At 29.9% G+C, this 21,605-nt stretch carries 19 protein-coding genes; 11 read left to right on the top strand and 8 right to left on the bottom strand.

What is annotated here, in order from left to right; all coding sequences use genetic code 11:
• Positions 1–9 precede the first annotated feature (9 nt).
• From GCL60_RS06895 to GCL60_RS06870, 6 genes are all read right to left on the bottom strand, one after another.
• Positions 10–1,473: a TldD/PmbA family protein gene (locus GCL60_RS06895; RefSeq protein WP_153419557.1), complete on the bottom strand. Its 1,464-nt coding sequence runs from the start codon at positions 1,471–1,473 to the stop codon at positions 10–12.
• A gap of 30 nt (positions 1,474–1,503) precedes the next feature.
• Positions 1,504–2,289, bottom strand: coding sequence for a substrate-binding periplasmic protein (locus GCL60_RS06890; RefSeq protein WP_161998110.1), 786 nt, complete (start codon positions 2,287–2,289; stop codon positions 1,504–1,506).
• Between the two features lie 28 nt (positions 2,290–2,317).
• Positions 2,318–4,132, bottom strand: coding sequence for an aspartate--tRNA ligase (gene aspS, locus GCL60_RS06885; RefSeq protein ID WP_153419553.1), 1,815 nt, complete (start codon positions 4,130–4,132; stop codon positions 2,318–2,320).
• A gap of 98 nt (positions 4,133–4,230) precedes the next feature.
• Positions 4,231–4,974: a tRNA (guanosine(37)-N1)-methyltransferase TrmD gene (gene trmD / locus GCL60_RS06880; protein WP_202614006.1), complete on the bottom strand. Its 744-nt coding sequence runs from the start codon at positions 4,972–4,974 to the stop codon at positions 4,231–4,233.
• The gene (gene rimM / locus GCL60_RS06875) at positions 4,971–5,531 is read right to left on the bottom strand and encodes a ribosome maturation factor RimM (protein ID WP_153419551.1); all 561 of its coding nucleotides are present in this window, start codon (positions 5,529–5,531) and stop codon (positions 4,971–4,973) included. Before rimM ends, trmD begins: the two co-directional genes overlap by 4 nt.
• Positions 5,528–5,887, bottom strand: a complete 360-nt coding sequence (locus GCL60_RS06870) for a cyclic di-GMP-binding domain-containing protein, MshE-related (protein WP_153419549.1) — start codon at positions 5,885–5,887, stop codon at positions 5,528–5,530. The genes rimM and GCL60_RS06870 overlap by 4 nt, the downstream gene beginning before the upstream one ends.
• Before the next feature lie 108 nt (positions 5,888–5,995).
• Here GCL60_RS06870 and GCL60_RS06865 point away from each other — a divergent pair, with 108 nt between their 5' ends.
• From GCL60_RS06865 to GCL60_RS06840, 6 genes are all read left to right on the top strand, one after another.
• On the top strand, positions 5,996–6,985 hold the full coding sequence (locus GCL60_RS06865) for an NUDIX domain-containing protein (protein ID WP_153419547.1): 990 nt from the start codon (positions 5,996–5,998) through the stop codon (positions 6,983–6,985).
• A gap of 107 nt (positions 6,986–7,092) precedes the next feature.
• Positions 7,093–8,472, top strand: a complete 1,380-nt coding sequence (locus tag GCL60_RS06860; RefSeq protein WP_153419545.1) for a cytochrome ubiquinol oxidase subunit I — start codon at positions 7,093–7,095, stop codon at positions 8,470–8,472.
• Positions 8,473–8,481: 9 nt separating this feature from the next.
• Positions 8,482–9,498, top strand: a complete 1,017-nt coding sequence (cydB, locus tag GCL60_RS06855) for a cytochrome d ubiquinol oxidase subunit II (RefSeq protein WP_153419543.1) — start codon at positions 8,482–8,484, stop codon at positions 9,496–9,498.
• Positions 9,499–9,644: 146 nt separating this feature from the next.
• The gene (locus GCL60_RS06850) at positions 9,645–10,385 is read left to right on the top strand and encodes a hypothetical protein (RefSeq protein ID WP_153419541.1); all 741 of its coding nucleotides are present in this window, start codon (positions 9,645–9,647) and stop codon (positions 10,383–10,385) included.
• A 68-nt stretch (positions 10,386–10,453) separates the two neighbouring features.
• Complete coding sequence (locus GCL60_RS06845; RefSeq protein ID WP_153419539.1) at positions 10,454–11,257, top strand: hypothetical protein; 804 nt, start codon at positions 10,454–10,456, stop codon at positions 11,255–11,257.
• A 604-nt stretch (positions 11,258–11,861) separates the two neighbouring features.
• Complete coding sequence (locus GCL60_RS06840) at positions 11,862–12,014, top strand: hypothetical protein (RefSeq protein ID WP_153419537.1); 153 nt, start codon at positions 11,862–11,864, stop codon at positions 12,012–12,014.
• Positions 12,015–12,026: 12 nt separating this feature from the next.
• Here the strand turns inward: GCL60_RS06840 and GCL60_RS06835 are convergent, their stop codons facing one another.
• Together GCL60_RS06835 and GCL60_RS06830 are read right to left on the bottom strand one after the other, a co-directional pair.
• The gene (locus GCL60_RS06835; protein WP_153419534.1) at positions 12,027–12,224 is read right to left on the bottom strand and encodes a C1orf53 family protein; all 198 of its coding nucleotides are present in this window, start codon (positions 12,222–12,224) and stop codon (positions 12,027–12,029) included.
• A gap of 91 nt (positions 12,225–12,315) precedes the next feature.
• Positions 12,316–13,350, bottom strand: coding sequence for a hypothetical protein (locus tag GCL60_RS06830; RefSeq protein ID WP_153419532.1), 1,035 nt, complete (start codon positions 13,348–13,350; stop codon positions 12,316–12,318).
• 671 nt (positions 13,351–14,021) lie between these two features.
• Here GCL60_RS06830 and GCL60_RS06825 point away from each other — a divergent pair.
• The 5 genes from GCL60_RS06825 (at position 14,022) to GCL60_RS06805 (ending at position 21,406) form a co-directional block, all read left to right on the top strand.
• Positions 14,022–17,087 carry an NAD-glutamate dehydrogenase domain-containing protein gene (locus tag GCL60_RS06825; RefSeq protein ID WP_153419530.1) on the top strand — a complete coding sequence of 1,022 codons (3,066 nt, stop codon included), beginning with the start codon at positions 14,022–14,024 and terminating at the stop codon, positions 17,085–17,087.
• A 56-nt stretch (positions 17,088–17,143) separates the two neighbouring features.
• Positions 17,144–18,220 (top strand): AI-2E family transporter, encoded by a 1,077-nt coding sequence (locus GCL60_RS06820; RefSeq protein ID WP_161998109.1) that lies wholly within the window; start codon positions 17,144–17,146, stop codon positions 18,218–18,220.
• A gap of 126 nt (positions 18,221–18,346) precedes the next feature.
• Positions 18,347–19,795: a CRTAC1 family protein gene (locus GCL60_RS06815; RefSeq protein WP_153419526.1), complete on the top strand. Its 1,449-nt coding sequence runs from the start codon at positions 18,347–18,349 to the stop codon at positions 19,793–19,795.
• 14 nt (positions 19,796–19,809) lie between these two features.
• Positions 19,810–20,853 carry a squalene/phytoene synthase family protein gene (locus GCL60_RS06810; RefSeq protein WP_153419523.1) on the top strand — a complete coding sequence of 348 codons (1,044 nt, stop codon included), beginning with the start codon at positions 19,810–19,812 and terminating at the stop codon, positions 20,851–20,853.
• 253 nt (positions 20,854–21,106) lie between these two features.
• Positions 21,107–21,406 carry a hypothetical protein gene (locus GCL60_RS06805; RefSeq protein WP_153419521.1) on the top strand — a complete coding sequence of 100 codons (300 nt, stop codon included), beginning with the start codon at positions 21,107–21,109 and terminating at the stop codon, positions 21,404–21,406.
• Positions 21,407–21,605: the final 199 nt, after the last annotated feature.

The following is a 21,605-nucleotide window of genomic DNA, read 5'->3' as shown; positions in this document are numbered from 1 at the left end:
TATTAAATTCTAGCGACCACCAACTGTTATGGAATCAACTTTAATATGTGGTTGTCCTACAGTTACGTAAATACTACCGCTAATTGATCCACAAAAACCAGCAGAAATATCAAGATCATTCCCTGACATAGAAATCTTGTGCATAATATCTGTTGCCTGCCCAATTAATGTAGCACCTTTTACAGGTTTTGTTACTTTACCATTCTCAATTAACCAAGCTTCTTCTACCCCAAAATTAAAATCACCAGTTCCATTGACACTTCCACCACCTAAACTTTTGCAATATATTCCTTTATCAATACTGCTAAACATTTCTTCAGTTGTGTATTTACCTGGTGCTATATATGTGTTTCGCATTCTGCTTGCAGGTGCAAAAGTATAATTTTGTCTACGGCCACTTCCTGTTCTTGGGTGTCCTGTTAATAGATTTCCCATTCTATCGCAAATAAAGTTACGAAGTACTCCATTTTCAATTAATAAAGTTTTTTGAACAGGCATCCCTTCATCATCCATATCTATTGAGCCAAATCCATTTTCCCAAAAACCTTCATCCCAGGCGGTTAAATTATCATGAGCAATTTTTTCTCCTTTTTTATTTGCAAAAGGAGTTGAGTTTCCTTGAACGGCCGTGGTCTCAAGGAGATGTCCGCATGCTTCATGAAAAATGACACCACCAAATTGATTGGCAAGAACAACAGGATAATTTCCAGAGGTAACATAATCGGCGTGTAACATATTGCCTGCAATTTCAGATAACTTTTGAGAAAGATCATCGAAATTTAAATTTTTGAAAAAATTTGGAGTAGAGGCTTCTCCAATTCTTTTGTGTGATGATGTTCTGTGAGCACCATCTACACAAACAACTTGTGCAGAAATACTTTGATTTAAACGAATGTCTCTTGCAAAAACGCCATCACTTGATGCAACTAAAACTTCTTGCCAGTCACGAAAACCATTTGTAGTTACACTTTGTAAATATTTAGTCGCATTTTTTTGTTTATCGTTACATTGTAATAATAAATCACAAATTTCTTTAACTGAACTTACCGATGTGAGCCAATTGTTTTTATTTCTTATTACGCCGTAATCTCTAAGCGGCTCTAAATTAATATCGGTAATAATTCTATGGGATTCTAATTTTAAAGAGTGAATATCCAAAGCTCTTTCTAATATTTTTTTTAAACCATTAAAAGAAACATCGTTGGTTGAAACGTAACAATCTTCTTTTCCTTTAAAAACACGAACGCCTGCCCCTAAATTTAAATTTGGACTGATTGCAGTAACTTTTCCATTTTCAACAAGGCCACTAAGGTAGTTTCCTCTTTGTAAAAAAAACTCAATGAAATCAGCTCCACTTGCTCTACCTAATCCAAGCAAAATAGATAATGGTTTTCTCCAAGATTCATCAAAAATTGTATTTGATTCAGAATATTTAGCATTTGAAATATTTTCTAAGGAAAGGTTATTCAACATTTTCTTCCTCGAAGGTAAGGTTTTTTAAAATTATTGCGGTAAAAAAAGATCTTTTCTATATTTATCTAAAATTTCATCATATCTGCCAGAGGATTTAAATTGTTTTCCAGAGTTTGTTAATTTTTTAACATATTCTTTGGATGCGTTTTTTGTTAATGCAAGAAAAAAGGTAACTCTCATTGGCGTATATCCTTTTTTTAATTTTGTTACATCTAGATCAAGTGTTTTTGCCGATTTAATTAATGGTGCTTCAGACGAATAAAGGGCATCTACTTTACCAGTATATAGCATATTAACACATTGATTTAATGTAGGCACAGGTATTAAATTATGAAAGCCTTGATTTATTAAATATTTATTTAAAACGGAATCTAACCATACGCAAATTCCTTTTAAATTTTTAACTTCATCAACCGTTTTTGAGTTTTTTTTGCTATCTTTTAAGGTATAAAAAGAAGTTTCAATACTAATAATATTTAATATATTATGATATTTTTTAATATTATTTTCATTTAATACAGCGATGGTTGCATATATTTCTTTAGATTCTGGAGTTGTAGAATTCATTTTTTTATAAATACTAGGATAAGACTCTATTTGAGTTTTAACATTTGCGCCCGTTATTTTAAATATTTCTTGTGCTACTTCATAATAAAATTCACCAGGAGAAGGAGGGGTTAAAAGTGTTGTTCGATTTGTAGAAGCATGAGTATTTAATTGTATAATAAATAATAAAAATGTTATTAACAAAGTAACAGGCAATACTTTTACATTTTTATTGCGATTTAAATCGAGCCTCTTAAAATGAAAAATCACTTTTTCCTCGATATTTCTATGAAATAGTCTATAAAGTTTTCGTTTGAATATGAATTTCTTTTAATTGATTTCCCGAAACCATGCTTGGCGCTTTCATTAATAAATCCATCGCCTTTTGATTTAAAGGAAATGCGATGACTTCACGAATATTTGGCTCATTAAGTAATAACATGACCATTCGATCGATTCCAGGAGCAATGCCTCCATGAGGTGGAGCTCCAAAGGCAAAAGCATTCCATAAAGCGCCAAATTTATTTTCTACATCAGATTCGGAATAGCCGGCAATTTCAAAAGCTTTTTTCATAACATCACGACGATGGTTTCGAATGGCTCCTGAGGAAAGCTCAATGCCGTTACAAACTAAATCATATTGATGCGCTAAAATATCTAATGGATTTTTATTTTTCAGACTTTCCATTCCACCTTGTGGCATAGAAAATGGGTTATGGGAAAAATCAATTTTTTGATCATCTTCATTAAATTCATACATTGGGAAATCTACTATCCAAGCAAATGCCCAGACATTTGGATCTTTTAAATTTAGCTTGTCAGCAAAATAGTTTCTTATTTTTCCACCCGCTGTTTGTGTTTTTAATTTTTCATTTCCAACGATGAAAACCACAGCGTCTGAATTTTCAAATTTTAGTTGATTTCCAAGCGCCTTTTTTTCTGATTCACTAAGTTGTTTTGCAATAGAGCCCTTCCATTCACCATCTTTTACCGCAAGCCAAGGAAGGCCTCCTAAGCCAATTTCTTTTGCATATGCGTCTGCTTCATCAAAAAACTTACGACTTTGTGAAGCCGCGTTAGGAATTACAATTGCTCTAATAATTCCTTTTTTCTCAATTACAGATTTAAAAATTGCAAATTGAGTATGTTCTAAAGTTTCTTCTACATTTTGCATTTCTAATGAATAACGAAGATCTGGTTTATCAATACCATATTTATCCATAGCATCATGCCAAGGAATACATGGGAATTTACGCAAATTATTTTGAATATATTTAGTGTCATAATGTGATAAAGGAAGTATTTTGCGGTTTGAAAATTGTTTATTTTCAAATAATCCAATCATAAGTTCTTCAATTATATTAAAAACATCATCCTGAGTTGCAAAACTCATTTCGACATCTAATTGATAAAATTCTCCTGGAGCTCTATCGGCGCGAGGGTCTTCATCTCTAAAACAAGGTGCAATTTGAAAATATTTATCAAATCCTGAGCACATTAATAACTGTTTAAATTGTTGTGGTGCTTGCGGAAGTGCATAAAAATGTCCTGGATGAAGTCTGCTAGGAACTAAAAAGTCGCGTGCTCCTTCAGGAGAGCTGCTTGTTAAAATAGGAGTACTAAATTCGTTGAAACCGAGAGAATTCATTTTTTCTCTAATGTAACGAATAACGTTACAACGGAATAAAATGTTACGGTGCATTTTTTCAGTGCGTAGATCTAAAAAACGGTATGTTAACCGTGTATCTTCACTCTCTTGTTTTGGATTGTGTGCTACAGGAAAAGGAAGAATTTCAGAGGGAGATTCAATCATAAAATGAGAGGCAATAACTTCTATTTCACCAGTTGAAATTTTAGAGTTGATAGCGCCTTCACGTTTAACAACATTACCTTTTACCTGAATGACAGACTCTTGTCTGACTGAACTAGCTTCTGAAAAAAAAGGGGAGTCTGGATGAATAACAACCTGTGTAATTCCAAAGTGATCTCGAACATCGATGAAAATGAGTCCTCCCAAATCTCGTTTAGAATGAACCCAGCCCATCAATGTAACATTTTGATTGATATGATTCATATTAAGTTCTGAGCAATTATGAGAACGGAGAGTCTGCATTTTCAAATACCTTTCAAGGGATATACAAGATAACTAAATTGGCATAACACAAATAAATGCGCTGGTATAGTACGAGTCATTACTGAAATTATTGTATTTTATCCGCTTTTCCAAATTTTTTCGATAATTGATTTTTCTTGGCGGCTTAGGTTTTCCCACATTGATAATATGAGATCAGGGCGGTTTTGTGCTGTTAGAATAAGTTGTTCTTTTCTTTTGAATGCACTTATTTTTTTATGATCCCCAGAAAATAATACTTTTGGAATTTCTTGGCCGTGAAAATCTTCGGGATGAGTGTATTGGGGCGCCTCAAGAAGTCCATCTTCAAAGCTATCATTTAATGCACTTTCTTGGTTGCCAAGAACTCCTGGAACAAATCTAGAAATGGAGTCTATTAAGCACAAAGAAGGAAGCTCACCTCCAGATAAAACAAAATCACCAATACTTAAATTTATGTGGGCGTATTTCTCAATTAGTCTTTGATCAAAGCCCGCATATCGGCCACAAAGAAGGATTAAATGTTTTTTTTGAGATAATTTTTTAGCGATTTTTGAATTAAATACTTTACCTGATGGTGTTAAATTCACAATAAATGAATTTTCATTTGCAACAGATAAAATTGCTTTTTCTGCAATGTCGGCACGAAGAACCATGCCATCACCACCACCAATAGGGTGATTATCAACATTTTTTCGAGAATTATCTGCAAAGTCTCTAAGAAATATCGTATCTAATTGTATTAAATTATTTTTTATTGCTCTCGCTATAACCCCTTCTTTTTTAATTGTTTCAAACATTTCAGGAAAAAGGGTAAGAGCGGAAAAGCGAAGACCCGTAATCACGAATTATCATCCTCTAAAAACTCGGGGACATAAACAATGTCTATTCTTTCTTCAGCATCGCTTACTTTTTTAACAAAGGTTTCAATAAAAGGAAATAAGAAAGTTTTTTTGGAATCATTCATATAAATTTCAAGATTGTCTTGTGCACCAAAAGAACTAACCCCCTTAACAACACCTATGCAACCTTTTTCTTCAGCATAGACCTTAAATCCAATTAAATTACCAACAATGTATTCATCGTTATTTAGTTGAATTTCATCTTTGTGGACAAAGATTTTTTTATTATATAGTGGTTCAATATCATTTCGGTTTATGAACCCATCAAGTACAATGGCAAGAGCATTCCCACTTAAATAAGTCTTTAAAACTTTTTTTTCTATAAAACCGTTTGGGGTTTCAACTAATAGTTTTTTATAACCATCCCATTCTGTTCGCTTATCTTCTGTTTTCAAAAAAAATGCGCCCTTCAAACCGTGAGGGCGACCTACTTGAGCGAACTGGATAAAACCTTTATCTCGGAGCTTTTCTTCGTCTACTAATTCAAATTTTTTTGTCATGATTCTGGGTCTTTTAAAAATGCCTTTAATGCTGATTCCATATCAGGTTGGGTTATATATCCCAGTTCTACAAAGATTTGTCCAATAGGTCTAATGTTTTTTTGCTGAATAGAAAGAAGGTGAGTCACATCCTCTTCTTTTAGCATGCCAAGGGAAACGGCAATCGCTCCAAAAGGTTTACTTTCTTCAGACTGTTTATTTAAAATTTGAAATATTTGTTCAACAGTAAGCTTGCCTTCATTTAAAGCAATACGTCCTATGGGAAGCCAAGTTTGTTTTTGAATGTCTAAAGCCGTCATAACTTGACCTGGTGTTACATATCCTTTTTTTACGAGATAGGATCCAAACAGCTGCATATGTACCTCTCAAACACCTTTGCGGATTAATTTAGCGGCAAAATATTCTTGAAGAATATGTCGACATAAAGTTACAGAATATTAGCTTTTAGAAAGGATTTGTGTCAAATGCTCTCACCTTACATAAAACTTAAAGATAACTGTGTGTTATGTTCAAAATTAAAGAACTCTCAAAATGATCCTGATTTTCTTTTTGACGGAGGACACAACTTATACGTCTATAAAAGTCCATTTGCGGAAAAATGGCCAGGTGCTTTTATGGTTATTTTTAAAAGACATATTTATGAACAATCAGAAATAAGACCATCTGATTTACCAGATACTTTACATTCTTTAGTTTGTTTTGAAAAAGCAATTCGAAAAGTAACAAATTGTAAACGTATTAATTTAGTCAAATTTGCAAATGTAGCTCATCATTTGCATTGGCATATTATTCCTCGATATCAAAATGAAAATTTTTCAGAAAATTGCTCTTGGGAATTACAAGATAAAACAAAAGAAGAATTATATAAAAGAATAGATAAAGATTTCTTTAATAAAGATAATCCAATTTATAATAAATTAATTCAGGAATCTTTATTTGAAATTAAAAATAGAAGTTCCCCCTATTTTGGATGCGCTCTTTTTTTAAGACCTGTAGATTTAAATTTAAGAAGTCAATATTCAAAATACACTCCAGATGAAATAATTAGAATGGCTCGAGAAAATCCTAATCAATGGGAATGTCTTTTGATGAAAAGAAATTATTATGATTATGCTTGGGACTTTATTGGTGGAAATTGTGAAATCAATGAATATCCAGAATTTGGAATGATGAGAGAAGTATTAGAAGAAGTTGGTTGGAAAATTGAGAAATATAAAGAAGTAACAAGGCAATGGAAAATGGGTGCGATTAAAGGCTTTGTTTATTTAGCTATTCCAGAAAACATACAATTTCTTGAAGAAGAACCTCCTCGTATTCATTGTGAAGAGGTTCAAACAGTAAAATATTTTAATTTAATTCAAGTATTAAATGATTCTTTATTTCCGGATAGTGTGAGAGGAAGAATTTCTGCTTTCTTGAATAATAAACCTGACTTTGGAAGTATAGATGCTTAAATAGTTAAAATATTTAAACGCAACAATATGCTGCCTTAAAAAGAATTGATTTTTTTCTCATAATGATAGTGGTGACATGAATGTGTAATCTTTTAAAGGAGTGCGCTATGTCAGAGCTTCTATCAACCGAAATTCTTGCACGATTGCAATTTGCAATTACGATTATGTTTCATTATTTATTTCCTCCCTTATCTATTGGTTTAGGATTAATTCTTGTAATTACAGAAGGAATTTATCTTAAAACAAAAAATCCAATTTATGAAAAAATAACAAAATTTTGGGTTAAAATTTTTGCGGCGAATTTTGCAATGGGAGTTGCAACTGGATTAGTTATGGAGTTTCAATTTGGTACAAATTGGGCGACTTATTCACGTTTTGTTGGAGATATTTTTGGATCCGCATTAGCGGCTGAAGGTATTTTCGCATTTTTTCTTGAATCTGGATTTTTAGCAATACTTGTTTTTGGCTGGGATCGAGTAACACCTAAAGTTCATTTTTTCTCAACATTAATGGTTTGTTTAGGTTCTATGTTTTCTGCAGTTTGGATTATTATTGCCAATGCTTGGATGCAAACACCAGCTGGGTATCATATTGTTGGCGAAGGAATGCATGCAAAAGCGATAATAGATGATTTTTGGGCAATGGTTTTTAATCCATCAAGTATGAGAATGCTTCTTCATGCCATAATTGGTTGTTGGTTGATGGGTGCTTTTTTTGTAATGAGCATTAGTGCTTGGTATATATTAAAGAAACAACATTTAGAAGTAGCTAAAAAATCTTTTACTATAGGACTTGTTTTAGCATTTATCTCTTCTATTGCAGCAGCAAGTTCTGGACATTTATTAGCAGAAAGAGTTGCGGAAACACAACCTGCAAAAATGGCGGCTATGGAAGGTCATTTTATTACAGGGACAGGCGGAGCCCCCTTATATTTATTTGGAATTCCTAACTCTGAAAAACAAACTGTCGAATATGGAATTAAAATTCCAGGAGGTTTGAGCTTTTTATTGCACTGGAATTTTACAACTCCCGTTAAAGGTCTTGATCAATTTAAACCAGAAGACCGACCACCAGTTGGGATTACATTTCAAATGTATCATATTATGGTTACTTTAGGCATGTATATGCTATTCATTACAAGTGTTTCTTTAATACTTTTAAAACGGAAAAAATTATTTGAATCAAAACTTATGATGAAAATTTATTGTTTTTCCGTTATTGTTCCTGTGATTGCAAATCAAGCGGGATGGATTGCTACGGAAACAGGGAGGCAACCATGGATAGTTTATGGATTAATGAGAACTCCTGAAGGACTATCTAAATCTGTTAAAGCAAATGAAATTTTAGCTTCTATAATAATGTTTACTTTAATTTATATATTACTTTTTTTGGTTTGGGTTTTTGTAATTCACAATAAAGTGAAACATGGACCTGATGAAATTTTTCCTAATAAAAAAAGAAAATTTATTGAAGAAAATAATGTCTAGGAGTTATTTATGGACTTAAATATATTTTGGTTTGTTACTTTAGGAATACTTCTTGCAGGATATGCTGTTTTAGATGGATTTGATTTAGGTGTGGGAATTTTGCATCCTCTTGCAAAAACAGATCATGAAAAACGATTATTTTTAAATTCAATTGGGCCTTTTTGGGATGGAAATGAAGTGTGGTTAGTTACATTTGGAGGCGCGCTTTTTGCTGCTTTTCCAGATGCCTATGCAACTGCTTTTTCGGGTTTTTATTTACCCTTTATGTTACTTTTATGTGCTCTTATTTTTAGAGCCGTTTCTATAGAATTTAGAAGTAAACATGACTCTCCTATTTGGAGAGCTGCCTGGGATTGGAGTTTCTTTGGAGCGAGTGTTTTAGCAACTTTTTTATTTGGAGTTGCTGTTGGTAATTGTTTAAATGGAATTCTTGTAGGTGCTGATAAAGAATATGCTGGTACTGTTTTAGATCTTTTAAATCCTTACTCTATAGCGATTGGAATTTTAGCTGTTGCTACTTTTGCAATGCATGGTTCTATTTTTCTTTATCTTAAATTAGAAGGGGAATTAAAAGAGAGAGTGCATAGATGGATTTGGCATACTTTTGGTTGTTTTATTATTTGCTACATTTTAGCAACCATTTATACTCTTGTTTCAGTACCTAGATCGATTCATAATTTTGAAAATCATCCTTGGCTTTGGGGTATTGTTATTTTGAATGTATTAGCAATTGCAAATATTCCCAGAGCTGTTTTTTTAGGAAGACCAGGTTATGCATTTCTTTCATCCTCTTTAACTTTAATTGCTTTTACAGCATTATTTGGTGCAGCATTATTTCCAAATTTAATTACTTCAAATATTTTACCAGAATATAGTTTAACAATTTATAATTCGGCTTCCTCAGAAAAAACATTGAATATTATGAGAATTATTGCTTTTTGCGGAATGCCTTTTGTTATTTCATATACTGCAATAATATATTGGGTATTCAGAGGAAAAGTTAAATTAGGTAAGTTTAGTTATTAAAATTAATATATAAATTATATATATTTTACATATTTATGTATAAATAAAAACTTGTAATTATTATATTTTATGATAATCAAAAATCTCATTCGAATTAGAATGAGATTTTATTTATGTGTTTTTTGTTTTTGTTGGAGTGTGGAAAATTGAATAAAAAAATAATCAATTCATTTTTATTATCATTAATTGCATTTTCTCAATTTGCATTTAGTTTCGAATCTTTTGCGGCGTCTTATTTTGGATCTTATTTATTTTGTTCAAGTGAAAACGGCTTAAGACGTGATGAATATTGGAATAGAAAAGTCTTTTGGAGATGGTCAAGAGGAAAGGATTCAAACACCCAAACAATCAAAATTGATGATAAATATAATAACTTTACTTTTGCCAATAAATCTGGAACCTGGATTAATGGATTTGGAGATATCTCATCAACAACATTGCAACATTATTTATTAGTTAAAAAAACCTTTGAAAATAAACAAGAAGCTATACGTTATTGTCAATTTCTAGAAAATAAATGTGTAAAAGAATTTGGCCCGTCTTTTAAATACGTTGGTGTTTCTTCTTGGAGTATTCCTCAATCAGCTTGGGGTACAATTGCTGTTCGTTATAAAGAATATAAACAAACAAAATGGACAGCATGTTCAAATTGGCAATTTTCAGATTATAAAGAATTAAATTATTATCCTCTGTGGAAAGTTACAAGCTTAACTAGTTTGGCTGCAGCTGGTTTGGTTATTTATCCATGGGCACTAGGTGGATTATTAGGGACTATTGGCCCAATATCAGGAGCTGTGGGAACGGGTATTGGTCTTGCAATTGGAATCGATGATGCCTTCGATATTTACCAATATATTTCAGAAAAAATGTATAATAATCAAGATTAAAAAATTATTTTAGCCCTATATAAATTATAAAATTTATATAGGGCATTCTTTATTCAGAGGAGTTATGCTTGAATAGAAATAGATTCAGTTCTTTTTTATTATCGTTCATATTATTATCTCAATTTGTAATAAGTTTAAACACTTTTGCTGAATCCTATTTTGGATCTTATTTGTTTTGCTCTAGTGAAAATGGGTTAAGAGGAAATGAATACTGGAAGAAAAAAGTAAATTGGAATTGGTCAAAAGGTTTTACTTCAAATAATCAAATTGATGATAAATATAAAAGTTTTACTTTTGTAAATAAATCTGGAACTTGGATTAATGGCTTTGGTGATATATCAGCAAAAACAGGTCAATATTATTTATTGGTAAGAAAAACTTTTGAAAATAAACAAGAAGCTATACGTTATTGTGAAAATCTAGAAAAAAAATGTGTAAATGAATTTGGTCCTTCTTATAAATATCTTGGTGTTTCTTCGTGGAGTATCCCTCAAACAGCCTGGGGAACTATTGCTTTGCGCTATAAGGAAAACTTAAGTATAAAATGGACAACTTGTTCTAACTGGAAATATTCAGATTATAAAGAGTTAAATTATTATCCTGTTTGGAAATTAGTGGGATCAAGTATTGGTTATAGTTATATAGCTGCTTCTGGAATGCTAATTTATCCTATAATGTGGTACATAAAAGGAGGATTTATTGGGTTTACATTAAGTCTTGCTCCTGGAATTATAGTTGCTGAAGAAGCGGTTGTAGTTGGAACTTTAGCTGGTGTTGTTGCAGGAACAGCCTATGGAGTTTATATAGGACTTGATGAAGCTTATAAAATATATAAAAATATTTATAATGAAGTAAATAATAAAGAAGATTAAATTTTTTTAATACTTCATGTAAAAAAATAGTATTGTTAAAGTTCTCTTCATTAATATTTATTTTTAAAAGGAAGTTGTCAAATTGTATAGAAATATTTTTAGTTCATTTGCTTTATTATCAATTGCATTTTTGCAATTTATTGTATGTATTAATTCTTATGCAAGTTCATATTTGGGCTCATATTTTTTTTGTTCAAATAAAATGGTTTAAGAGGCGATTCTAAAATTTTACTTATATAAATGAATCTGGAACATGGATAAATGGATTTGGCGGTATTTCTGCAAATAATTATAAATTTTTTTATTAGTAAATAAAACCTTTTAAAATAAAGATGAATCTATTCAATTTTGTCAAACTTTAGAAAAAAAATGTGTATCTGAATTTGGTCCTAATTATAATTATGTTGGCGTTTCTTCTTGGAGTATTCCAATATCTGTATGGGGATCAATTGCTGTTCGTTATAAAGAAAATAATGTTACAAAATGGACAACTTGTTCAAATTGAAAATATTCTGGTTATAAAGAGTTAAATTATTATCCTGTTTGGAAAGTTACAGGTCTAACATTAGTTGCGGCAGCTGGAATTGTAATATCTGCTGTCACTATGAATGTTTTCGGCTCTATGCTTGATATTTATGCACTTGAAGATCTATTATTGGGAAATAAAGTTGTGACAGCTTTTGGTACCATTATAGGAATTGATATTGCTTACAAAATTTATGAATATGTCTACGAAAAAATTAGTCTAAACGATTAAAAATTATATTTTTCAATATTTATTACTTTTGACTTCTTTTTCCTTTACTAAGTCACAATTTTTATTTTCTTTTATAAATCCATAAGGACAATTTAAACATCCACTTTTACAACAATATCCTCTTTTTAAATGGTATTCCTTAGTAAATACCATAAGTCCCTTATCGTTAAAATAAAAATCTATTCCTTCTTGTATTTTTTCAACACTCATCGTTGGTTCCATTTTATTTTATAATATAAAAAATACCATATCTTTTTAATTTTAGCATATTAGAATTATTTAAGTCAATTTGTTAGTTTTATTAATTGTATTTATTTAATATAAATGAGTTACTAATAATATATTCGTTCTGGTTAAATTTATATTTATTTAAAATAAAATAGGATAAAAATTCTGAAAAATTTTTAATTTTATGAATAGGAAAAGAATAAAGCCCATAATTGCTATCAAAAAGATAAATTCCTTTTTTAGTTAATGCATAACAGATGGAGTGACCGCCATATTTTGTTGGCAATGCAATTGTTCTAAAAATAATATTGTTGTTATTTAGAATATTTGATTCTGATAATAAATCGGGATGAAATTCAATTTTTTCGAAAATAGGGTAAATTTTGTTGAAATGAATATGATAGAAATTATTTTTAAGGAAGTTTAAATCCATACTTAAATATAATGATAGTCTTTCTATTTTTTCTTCATCTGCATTTATAGGTAGATAATTTAAGATATTTTCTTTGTTGATTTGCTGAAAGTCATTTAATTTATTTTTATTTAAATCTTGAATTTGTTTGCTAAAAGAAATTAAATTTGTATCAATTTCATATTTATCTCTAATGTTGTTTTTAGGGCTGTTTTTTAGTTTATTTATAAATTCAACTTCTATTGCTGATGTTTCTTTTGTTTCCTCAGAATTATTAATATAGTTTTGAACTATCTCTTCGAATTTTGATTTAAATTCTTTTTTGTTACTTTGAACAAAAATTAGTTTTCTAAGATTTCTTTTTAGTTCTATTTCTTGTTTTCTTTCTGGGTAGTTTTTTAGTTTTTTTGCATTTATATATTTTTTTTGGATAGACATTACAACTTCTAGGAAATGAATAAAATCTGGTGTTTCTAAATAAGAAATAAATTCTGATATGTTGTTATTTTTTAAAAAACTATTTGATAAAAATTTAGCAAATAAATAGGTAAATCCTAAACATAAACCAGATGAAAAATTGTTATCTAATCGGTCTTTAAACTTGTTTACATAATCTTCTTGATTAAAATTGTAAATTTTTGAACATAAATATTTATTTAATACATATTTTTCATTTAAATCTTCTAAAAATCTCATGCTAAATTCCAGTTTTAATTCGCGAATATTTTATATTTTAAAACTCATAGAATTTATCATTTATAGTATTAAAATTTGATGAATTATTTATTTAATTTTGAATGTCGGAATTTAATGAAAATATAAAATTTTAGAAATAAATGAATATAATCCATTTTAATTTAAAAAATCTATAGAGCACCATAATCATAATCACTGATGTGCCAATATTATTTTGTAAATAATTGATATTGCTTAATTATGTGTGTTTTAGGAATTTTATTGGATATTAGTTATATCCGAGTTTTTATAACTAAATAATTGAATTCCATTCTTATTAGTAAAAATTTAATATTAAATAGAATTTAAAATTCAGAGTGATTATTAAAAATAGATTAAGTTTTAGATATCCAAAGATATACTAATAATATTAATATATTGTTGTTTTGTCAATTTATTCTTTGTAATTTTGGCAAATATGAAAACTTAACAATATTTATAATTTTCAACTATTTATAATTTATAACATCATTATTACGTATATCATCTCTTCATTTTTGCATTTTCAGCTCCGATAAAACCCCGAAACAAATTTGCAACCCGCTTTTGATGTGTTAGTTACACTTTAAGTTTGATGAACGAGCGCTACAATACGCTTTCGTTCTTATTAATTAAACGATGTGGAGTAAGTCATGACCTTGCCAAAAATTCATAGTCAAAAGTGGTTAAGTGAAGTTGAATTGCTTGATTCTGAAATAGAGCCTTCTGACTCTTTAAAACCAGCAAACATAGAGAAATTTTTTGCTGGAATAACGGATTCAAAAGCCTGTTCAAATGCTTCAAGCGGTATTTTAAATGATATATCCAAAGAACTTGAAACCACTGTTCCATGGTTTTTATCTCAAATGCCGCCCCTCTATTTATGGTCGACTTCACAAAAAGCGATCATGGACGACATTTTAGAAATCGTTTCTGGCAAGGTTCTTAGCGAAAAACAAATTGCTGAGAGGGTATGTGCCTCCACTCAAACTGTTACTTTTATTGCAGCGGGTGAGCACTCAACAGCATCTGTTAGAATTGCCCCTGTTTTATCGCGTCATCATGCAAAAGTAGCACGTTTATTTAATTCATTAGATAAAAAAATTGGACTCTGTGAAATTTATCAAGCTCCCTATAATACAGAAAAAGCATGGGAAGAAAAAACTTCTCAAGCAAAATTAGCTTCGCTTAGAAAGCTTCTGTCCAATAAATCTTCCTATATGGTAGATTCCTTTGTTCAATCGCTTGATAAAGACTATGTTGAAGTCGCTACTACAAAACAAATGGCAATTGCCTTTGAAGCTGTAAATTATTGCATTGAAAATGAAAATTCTTATGTAAATTTAACAACCATAGTCGACGAGCAAACAAAAGATACACGCGTTAGAGTTGATATCTGTCTTAAGCACTTTCCAGTTAATGCTGCGATGGAAAATATAATTGGAATTTTCAACCGCTATAATTTTCAAGTAAGAAGACTATTAGCTAACGAAATATTAATGACCAATAATCAAAAATTTACTGTTTTACATCTTATTTCGGCAAGTCCAACGGGCGAAATTATTACCGATAACATGAAAGCTTGGGGCAAGGTTCTTAAGAGTTTAAAAACTTTATCCTATGTTGATCATGGCGATGAATTTTCAAATTTATTGCTTGGGGATAGCCCATTTAGTTTGAATGAAACGAACTTAGTAAGAGCCTTAGCAAATTGGGTTCATATTTTTCTAACTAAACAAAATCCATATTATTATTCAACGGATCGTGTATCTAAAGTAATAGCAAATAATTTTAATTATATGGAATATTGTATCCGCTATTTTAGAGCAAGATTTGATCCTAGATTTGAAGGCGATCGTAAAAAAGAAGCAAGCTTTAATTACGAACAAATACAAATGTTATATACAGAAATGAATGATGTTGTTGAAAAAAATATTTTAAAAGAGGGATTAAACTTTCTTTCTCATATTTTAAAAACAAATTATTTTTTAATTTCTAAGGGAGGGTTAACTTTTAGAATTGATCCTTCTATTTTGGATAAACAATTTTATCCAGAAACTCCTTTCGGAATTTTTTATATGATTGGGCGTAACTTTAGAGCGTTCCAAGTTAGATATCGCGATATTTCTAGGGGAGGCATGAGAGTTGTTATGCCTCGAAATTCTGGTGATTATGAAAATGCTCTTGCCGGCATTTTTGATGAAGTAAATGGTCTTGCATCTGCCCAACAATTAAAAAATAAAGATATTCCTGAGGGCGGTAGTAAATGCGTTATGGTTGTGCGCCCAGGTGCAGATAAAAATGAAGCTGTAAAAGCGGCTATTTCTGGTTTGCTTGATCTTATTGTAACGGATCCCAAAACAGGTGCTTTAGCCGATGGAATTATAGATTATTACGACAAAGATGAAATTATTTATTTAGGGCCAGATGAAAATCTTACAGATGATTTAATTGTTTGGATTATTCAACACGCTCTTCATAGAAAATACAAATACGCTTATGCTTTTATGTCTTCTAAGCCTGATTTTGGGATCAATCATAAAACATACGGTGTTACCTCAGAGGGCGTAAACGTTTATGTAGACAACGTTTTAAAATATTTAGGATTACAAAATTCTAATTTCCGAGTAAAAATGACAGGTGGTCCAGATGGGGACGTTGCTGGAAATGAATTAAATATTCTTTATCGTGAATATGGAGAACGCTGTCGTGTTGTTGCCATTGGAGACGGATTTGGTGCTGCCTATGATCCTAAAGGATTAAATTGGGGTGAACTTATTCGATTATTTAAAGAATCTAAATCTATTGTTGAATTTAATCCAAATAAATTAAGCGGTGATAGTAAGGCTTATGTTATTTCTGCAAATTCAAAAGAAAATATTAAAACAAGAGATAATCTATACGCAACGGCAGAAGCTGAAATTTTTATTCCAGCAGGTGGTCGTCCTTATACAGTAAAAGAAAGTAACTGGGATAAATACTTGTTACCTAATGGAAGACCAAGTTCATTAGCTATTGTAGAAGGCGCAAATATCTTTTTTACAAAAGAAGCTCGTCAAAAAATAGTAGATAGTGGTGTTGTTGTTATTAAAGATAGTTCTGCAAATAAAGCAGGGGTAAGTTGTTCTTCTTATGAAATTATTGCTTGTCTAACAATTTTACCTGAAGAGTTTTCAGAAATTAAAGATATTTATGTTAAACAAGTTTTAGATATAATCCGCAGAAATGCAGATCAAGAAGCTAAACTATTATTCCGTGAATGGCTTAAAAATAAAAATGAAACGGATCTTGTTAAATTAAGTTATGAAATTTCTGCTGAAATTAATCAAGCTAAAGATATTTTATTAGATAAGTTAAACGATCTTTCTGACGAAGATCTTTCTGCTAGTAAATATACTTTTGTATTATTAAAGCACTGTCCATCTATTTTGGTTGAAAAATATAAAGACCGTATTTTAAATAGACTTCCAAGGGCGCATAAAATTGCAATTTTAAGTGCTCATATGGCAAGTCACGTTATTTATCGTGAAGGATTAAATTGGCTTGAATCCATGCATCAAGATCAAATATTCAAGGTTGCTCTTGATTATATTGAAGCAGAACGTAACATTGAAAAAATGATTGCCGAACTTAAAACAAGCGGTCTTTCTTTCAAAGATGAGATTGTTGACGTTTTAAGAGCTGCAGGTGCAAAACACCTTGCATCTAGTCGAATGTAAACAAATTAAATAGTTTATATTTTGAATAGCACGGCAACTTTAAAATGGAGGTTGTCGTGCTTTCGTATTTTAATAGGACTAAAGTTTTTTTTCTAATAATTGTTTTTCTGTGCTTTTTTGTTGTTTATCCCTTTTTATTGCCATTTGTTTTTGGCATTTCATTTGCTTTTTTGTATGAATCTGTTTTAGAAAAATTATATCAATTATTTAAGTTTAAAAAAGAAATTTGGAAATGGTTTTTAAGTGTTATTTTAGTTGTTTTAACACTTACAGCTATTATTGGTCCCGTTTTAACATTAGTAACAACTGGTATTCAGGAGTCAGTTACATTAATAAATTCTTTAGACAGTGAATTAAAAAATCCTGAAGCAATTAAACATGCATCCAGTAATATAAGTGTTTATTTAGACAAATTTTCAATTCATTATTCTGCTGAAGAAATAATTGTTAAAGCTACAGATGTCCTTAAAAAAATTGTTACTTTTTTAGCTTCAGGAGTAGGATCTGCCTTAACAGCAACCCCCGCATTTATGATAAAGTTTTCTGTTTTTATTCTTACATGGATCTTTTTTATGATTCATGGAAAAAAATATCGGAATTATTTTTTACCAATCCTTATTCCATGGGAAAAAGAAAGAGAAATTATTTCTAAAACAATCTCTTCCGTATTAAAGGCTTTAATTGTTGCAAATGTTCTTGTTTCTTGTATTCAGGCTTTTTTAATAACATCATCACTGGCTTTATTTGGAATTCCAAGATTTGCTTTAATGGGGATCATTGCTTTTTTTGCTTCATTTATTCCTGTAATTGGCACTGCTCCTGTAATGATTGGGGCTGCCGCTTGGTGCTATTTTAGCCAAGGTCGTTTAGGTGCTGCCATTGGGATTATAATTTGCGCTGGCTTAGTTAGCTTGGTAGATAACGTCATGAGACCTTTTCTTATGAAAGGGGGAGCAGACTTAAATTTTTTCTGGATATTTCTAGCAATCGTTGGTGGAATGTCTCAGTTTGGCGTTGCTGGGGCTGTTTTGGGGCCTGTTTGTTTCGCTCTTTTTATAGCTTCGATTAAAGCTCTTAAAGAAGAGCAATCTGCTATGCTTACTCATCAAGATGAGGAAGTACCTAATCCCTAGGCTTTCAAAAATAAATAGATTTCAATAAAAACAGTTACTCTTTTTCTCACGTTACGGTAAAGGAGAAGAGGTTTCATAACGACCTTGATACTATTTATCGTAACCTTTTAGTTTTATGGAATTTGAATGGCAATAAAAGCTAAAAAAAATAAAATATTATTTCAAGATTCAACATACGCATTAGAAGGAAATTTACCTTCACAATATTATGGAGTAACTATTTTTGATATTGATGGAGATAATGAACCTGAAATTCTAATTGCAAATGCGCATGGACCTAATATTATATATAAATATAATGAAAAAACGCAGACATTTACAAACATAGCTCCCGAAAACTTTAAAGCCTCTAAGTTATCCACAATTAGTTTGTGTGTTGGAGACTTTTTAGGAAATGGAATACCTGCTGTCTATATGATGCATTCCGATACAATTTCTGGAATGAAAACACATTATGATAGTATTTTTGTCAGAGGAAGCTCATTAACTGAGAAGTTAGTATTTAAAGACTATTTAGGAAAAAAATCTCAAATGAGTAACCCCTACTCTGGAAGAAGTGTTGCCGCTGTAGATTATAATGGAGAAGGTAAACATTCTTTTTATGTTGTAAATTATAAAGCACCAAGCTTATTTTATAATTATAATAATGAAGATAATAAAATTGAAGAACTATCAAAAACACTTGGCTTGCGTCAATTTGCAGGTGGTCGAAGTGTTGTTGCTCAATATATTATAAATAAAAATGCTCTTGATATCTTTGTAGGGAATGAAAATGATCCCAATGCCTTATTTACAAAATTAGAATCTGGTGAATATAAAGAAGTTGCCTCAGATTATACCTTAACTGACTATATAAATCATTCTAGAGGGATTGCCGTAGCAGATTTTGATGGAAATGGCCTTGCTGATATTGTAGTTGGTACTTGGGAAAGCAAAAACTCAATATTTATTCAAACAAAAGAAGGTGAATTTGAAAATTTATCACCTGCTTTTTTTGTTGAACCCAGAAGTATTCGTAGCGTAATTGTTGCTGATTTCGATAATGATGGTAATGAAGAAATATTTATAAATACAAATAAAAATAGAAATAGAATGTTTCGTTATTTAGGTAACAGAGAATGGGAAGAATTAGATATTGGTCCACTTTCTGGAAAATATTTAAATGGAACAGGTGCTGCTATTGGAGATTTAACAGGAAATGGATTTTTAGATATATTTATCTCCGTTGGCGATCATTTTCCGAATGAAAATAAATTATTTTTAGGTGTAGATAATAAAAATTATTGGTTTAGAGTACAACCTTTAACAACAAAGGGTTTTCCTGCCTTAGGTGCTAAAGTAAGACTACATTTAAAGAATGGAAAATCACAAACAAAATATATTTGTTCTGGCAGTGGCTACTTATGTCAAATGGAGCCTGTTGCCCATTTTGGCTTAGGAGCGAATGAACCTATTATCGATAAAATTGAAATAACATGGCCTGGTAATGGTATAGATAAACCTCCATTTCGAGAAATATTAGGAAATGATTTATCTTATAATACATTTATACAAATTCCTTACCCTAAAGATTGAGAAAGAAATCTTGAATGGAATCTTTAAAAAAAGAAAATGAAATTTATAATTTTAGTGATATTGATTCTTTAAATTACTGCAAAACTATTTTGCCAAATGTTTCAAGATCGTTTGCAATTGGTATTGAATTTTTAAAAGGTGATTTACAAAAATCGGTATTAGTAGGATATTTATTATGTAGAATAATAGATACAGTAGAAGATGATAGATACTTAGATTTAAATTTAAAGAAACAATATTTAAATAAATTTATAGAATGTTTTACAGATCTAAAAAAAGCGAATTATTATAATAGTATTGCAGATGAATTAACTGGTGATAAATATCATATAGACTTAGTTAGAAATACGACTAAGGTATTTCAAATTTATTTTAGTCTTTCAACAAATTCTCAAAAAATATTAAAAAAATGGGTAACAGAAATGTCAAATGGCATGGCCTTGTTTGTTACAAGATATCCAAACGGCATAAGAATAGTTTCTTTGAATGAATACAAAGAGTATTGTTATTATGTAGCAGGAACTGTTGGGTATATATTAACAGAATTATGGAAAGAATATGGTAGCTGCATTAATGATAAATCTTATCAAATAATGCTTAAAAATTCCGCAATATTTGGCGAAGCTTTACAAACTATAAATATTTTAAAAGATATTGCTTGGGATGCAAAAGGAGAAAACTCAATTTATATTCCATCTGAAATTCTATTAAAATATGGAATTACTCATGATACATTATTATTAGATAATCTTAGACCTAAAGCAGAATTAGCAATCAATGAAATTATTCAACTTGCATACCAAGATATAAAAATTTCATTAGAATATTTAAAATCAATTCCACGAACAAATTTTAGAATTCGATTTTTTTGTATTTTTCCTCTACTTCTTGCTCTTGCTACTCTAAAAAAATTTGAAGAATCCAAAAATAAAATTACGCCTGAAAATGTAATAAAAGTTACGAGAAATGAAGTTAAGAAAATAAAAATATTGTCATTATTTGCCTCTATTTTTAATTTTCTACTTGATATTCCAGTACTTCGATTTTTTAAAATTTAAACAATTTTTATAATTATAAGCATTATAAATTTTAATTTTTAAAAATTAAAATTTAATCCCTTGACAAATTTTTGAAAATTATGTAGTAGTAAAGTATAATTTTATGTAAAATTTATAATGTCACACCTTGTTAAAGTTTTTGTATTAATTACGCTTAAAAATAGGAATAATTTATAAATTTTATTATTATTTTAATTAAGCTTTTTATTAATAAACATATAATAGAAAAAAATTCTATTAAAGGAGTTTGTCTATGAAAAAGATTTTATTTATAAAAATATTTGTATCAATGAGTGTATTATATTTTATTTCCTCAGCAAATGCTCAATATTTTAAGCCATCTATAGATGGAAGTTGGCTTATTTCATTTGAAAAAATAAAACCTCAGGTTACATCTAATAATTATCTTTTAAATAAGTGGAAAAGTATATTTTTTAATAAATACTTTAAAACTTCAACAGATGAAACATTTAGGCTAAATAGTATTGTTGCTGAGAACCTCAAATTTTCAAAAGATATAGTTACATTTAAAGCAGATAAATATATAGTATAGAGCAATGATCTTTAATTAAATTATTTAATATACGTAATTATGAATAGATAAAAATGCCTGAAAATGTTTATAAATAAACTAAATTTTTATCATATCCTCTTTTTATTTATCAATTGAAAGTAACTTAAATTTGACATATGAGCAAATATTGCAAATTTTAAAATATTTAAATACAATTTTATCAATTATAAAATTTGCA

Origin of the sequence: Silvanigrella paludirubra (assembly GCF_009208775.1) — a bacterium.
In the GTDB taxonomy this organism is placed as follows: domain Bacteria; phylum Bdellovibrionota_B; class Oligoflexia; order Silvanigrellales; family Silvanigrellaceae; genus Silvanigrella; species Silvanigrella paludirubra.
This window is presented reverse-complemented; position numbering and strand designations above follow the sequence as displayed.

What these genes read in the sequence shown, in the direction of transcription:
- GCL60_RS06895 (WP_153419557.1), bottom strand. Translation starts at nt 1,473, where the DNA reads ATGTTGAATAACCTTTCCTTAGAAAATATTTCAAATGCTAAATATTCT.
- aspS (WP_153419553.1), bottom strand. Translation starts at nt 4,132, where the DNA reads ATGCAGACTCTCCGTTCTCATAATTGCTCAGAACTTAATATGAATCAT.
- rimM (WP_153419551.1), bottom strand. Translation starts at nt 5,531, where the DNA reads ATGACAAAAAAATTTGAATTAGTAGACGAAGAAAAGCTCCGAGATAAA.
- GCL60_RS06870 (WP_153419549.1), bottom strand. Translation starts at nt 5,887, where the DNA reads ATGCAGCTGTTTGGATCCTATCTCGTAAAAAAAGGATATGTAACACCA.
- GCL60_RS06865 (WP_153419547.1), top strand. Translation starts at nt 5,996, where the DNA reads ATGCTCTCACCTTACATAAAACTTAAAGATAACTGTGTGTTATGTTCA.
- GCL60_RS06860 (WP_153419545.1), top strand. Translation starts at nt 7,093, where the DNA reads ATGTCAGAGCTTCTATCAACCGAAATTCTTGCACGATTGCAATTTGCA.
- cydB (WP_153419543.1), top strand. Translation starts at nt 8,482, where the DNA reads ATGGACTTAAATATATTTTGGTTTGTTACTTTAGGAATACTTCTTGCA.
- GCL60_RS06840 (WP_153419537.1), top strand. Translation starts at nt 11,862, where the DNA reads ATGAATGTTTTCGGCTCTATGCTTGATATTTATGCACTTGAAGATCTA.
- GCL60_RS06835 (WP_153419534.1), bottom strand. Translation starts at nt 12,224, where the DNA reads ATGAGTGTTGAAAAAATACAAGAAGGAATAGATTTTTATTTTAACGAT.
- GCL60_RS06830 (WP_153419532.1), bottom strand. Translation starts at nt 13,350, where the DNA reads ATGAGATTTTTAGAAGATTTAAATGAAAAATATGTATTAAATAAATAT.
- GCL60_RS06825 (WP_153419530.1), top strand. Translation starts at nt 14,022, where the DNA reads ATGACCTTGCCAAAAATTCATAGTCAAAAGTGGTTAAGTGAAGTTGAA.
- GCL60_RS06815 (WP_153419526.1), top strand. Translation starts at nt 18,347, where the DNA reads ATGGCAATAAAAGCTAAAAAAAATAAAATATTATTTCAAGATTCAACA.
- GCL60_RS06810 (WP_153419523.1), top strand. Translation starts at nt 19,810, where the DNA reads ATGGAATCTTTAAAAAAAGAAAATGAAATTTATAATTTTAGTGATATT.
- GCL60_RS06805 (WP_153419521.1), top strand. Translation starts at nt 21,107, where the DNA reads ATGAAAAAGATTTTATTTATAAAAATATTTGTATCAATGAGTGTATTA.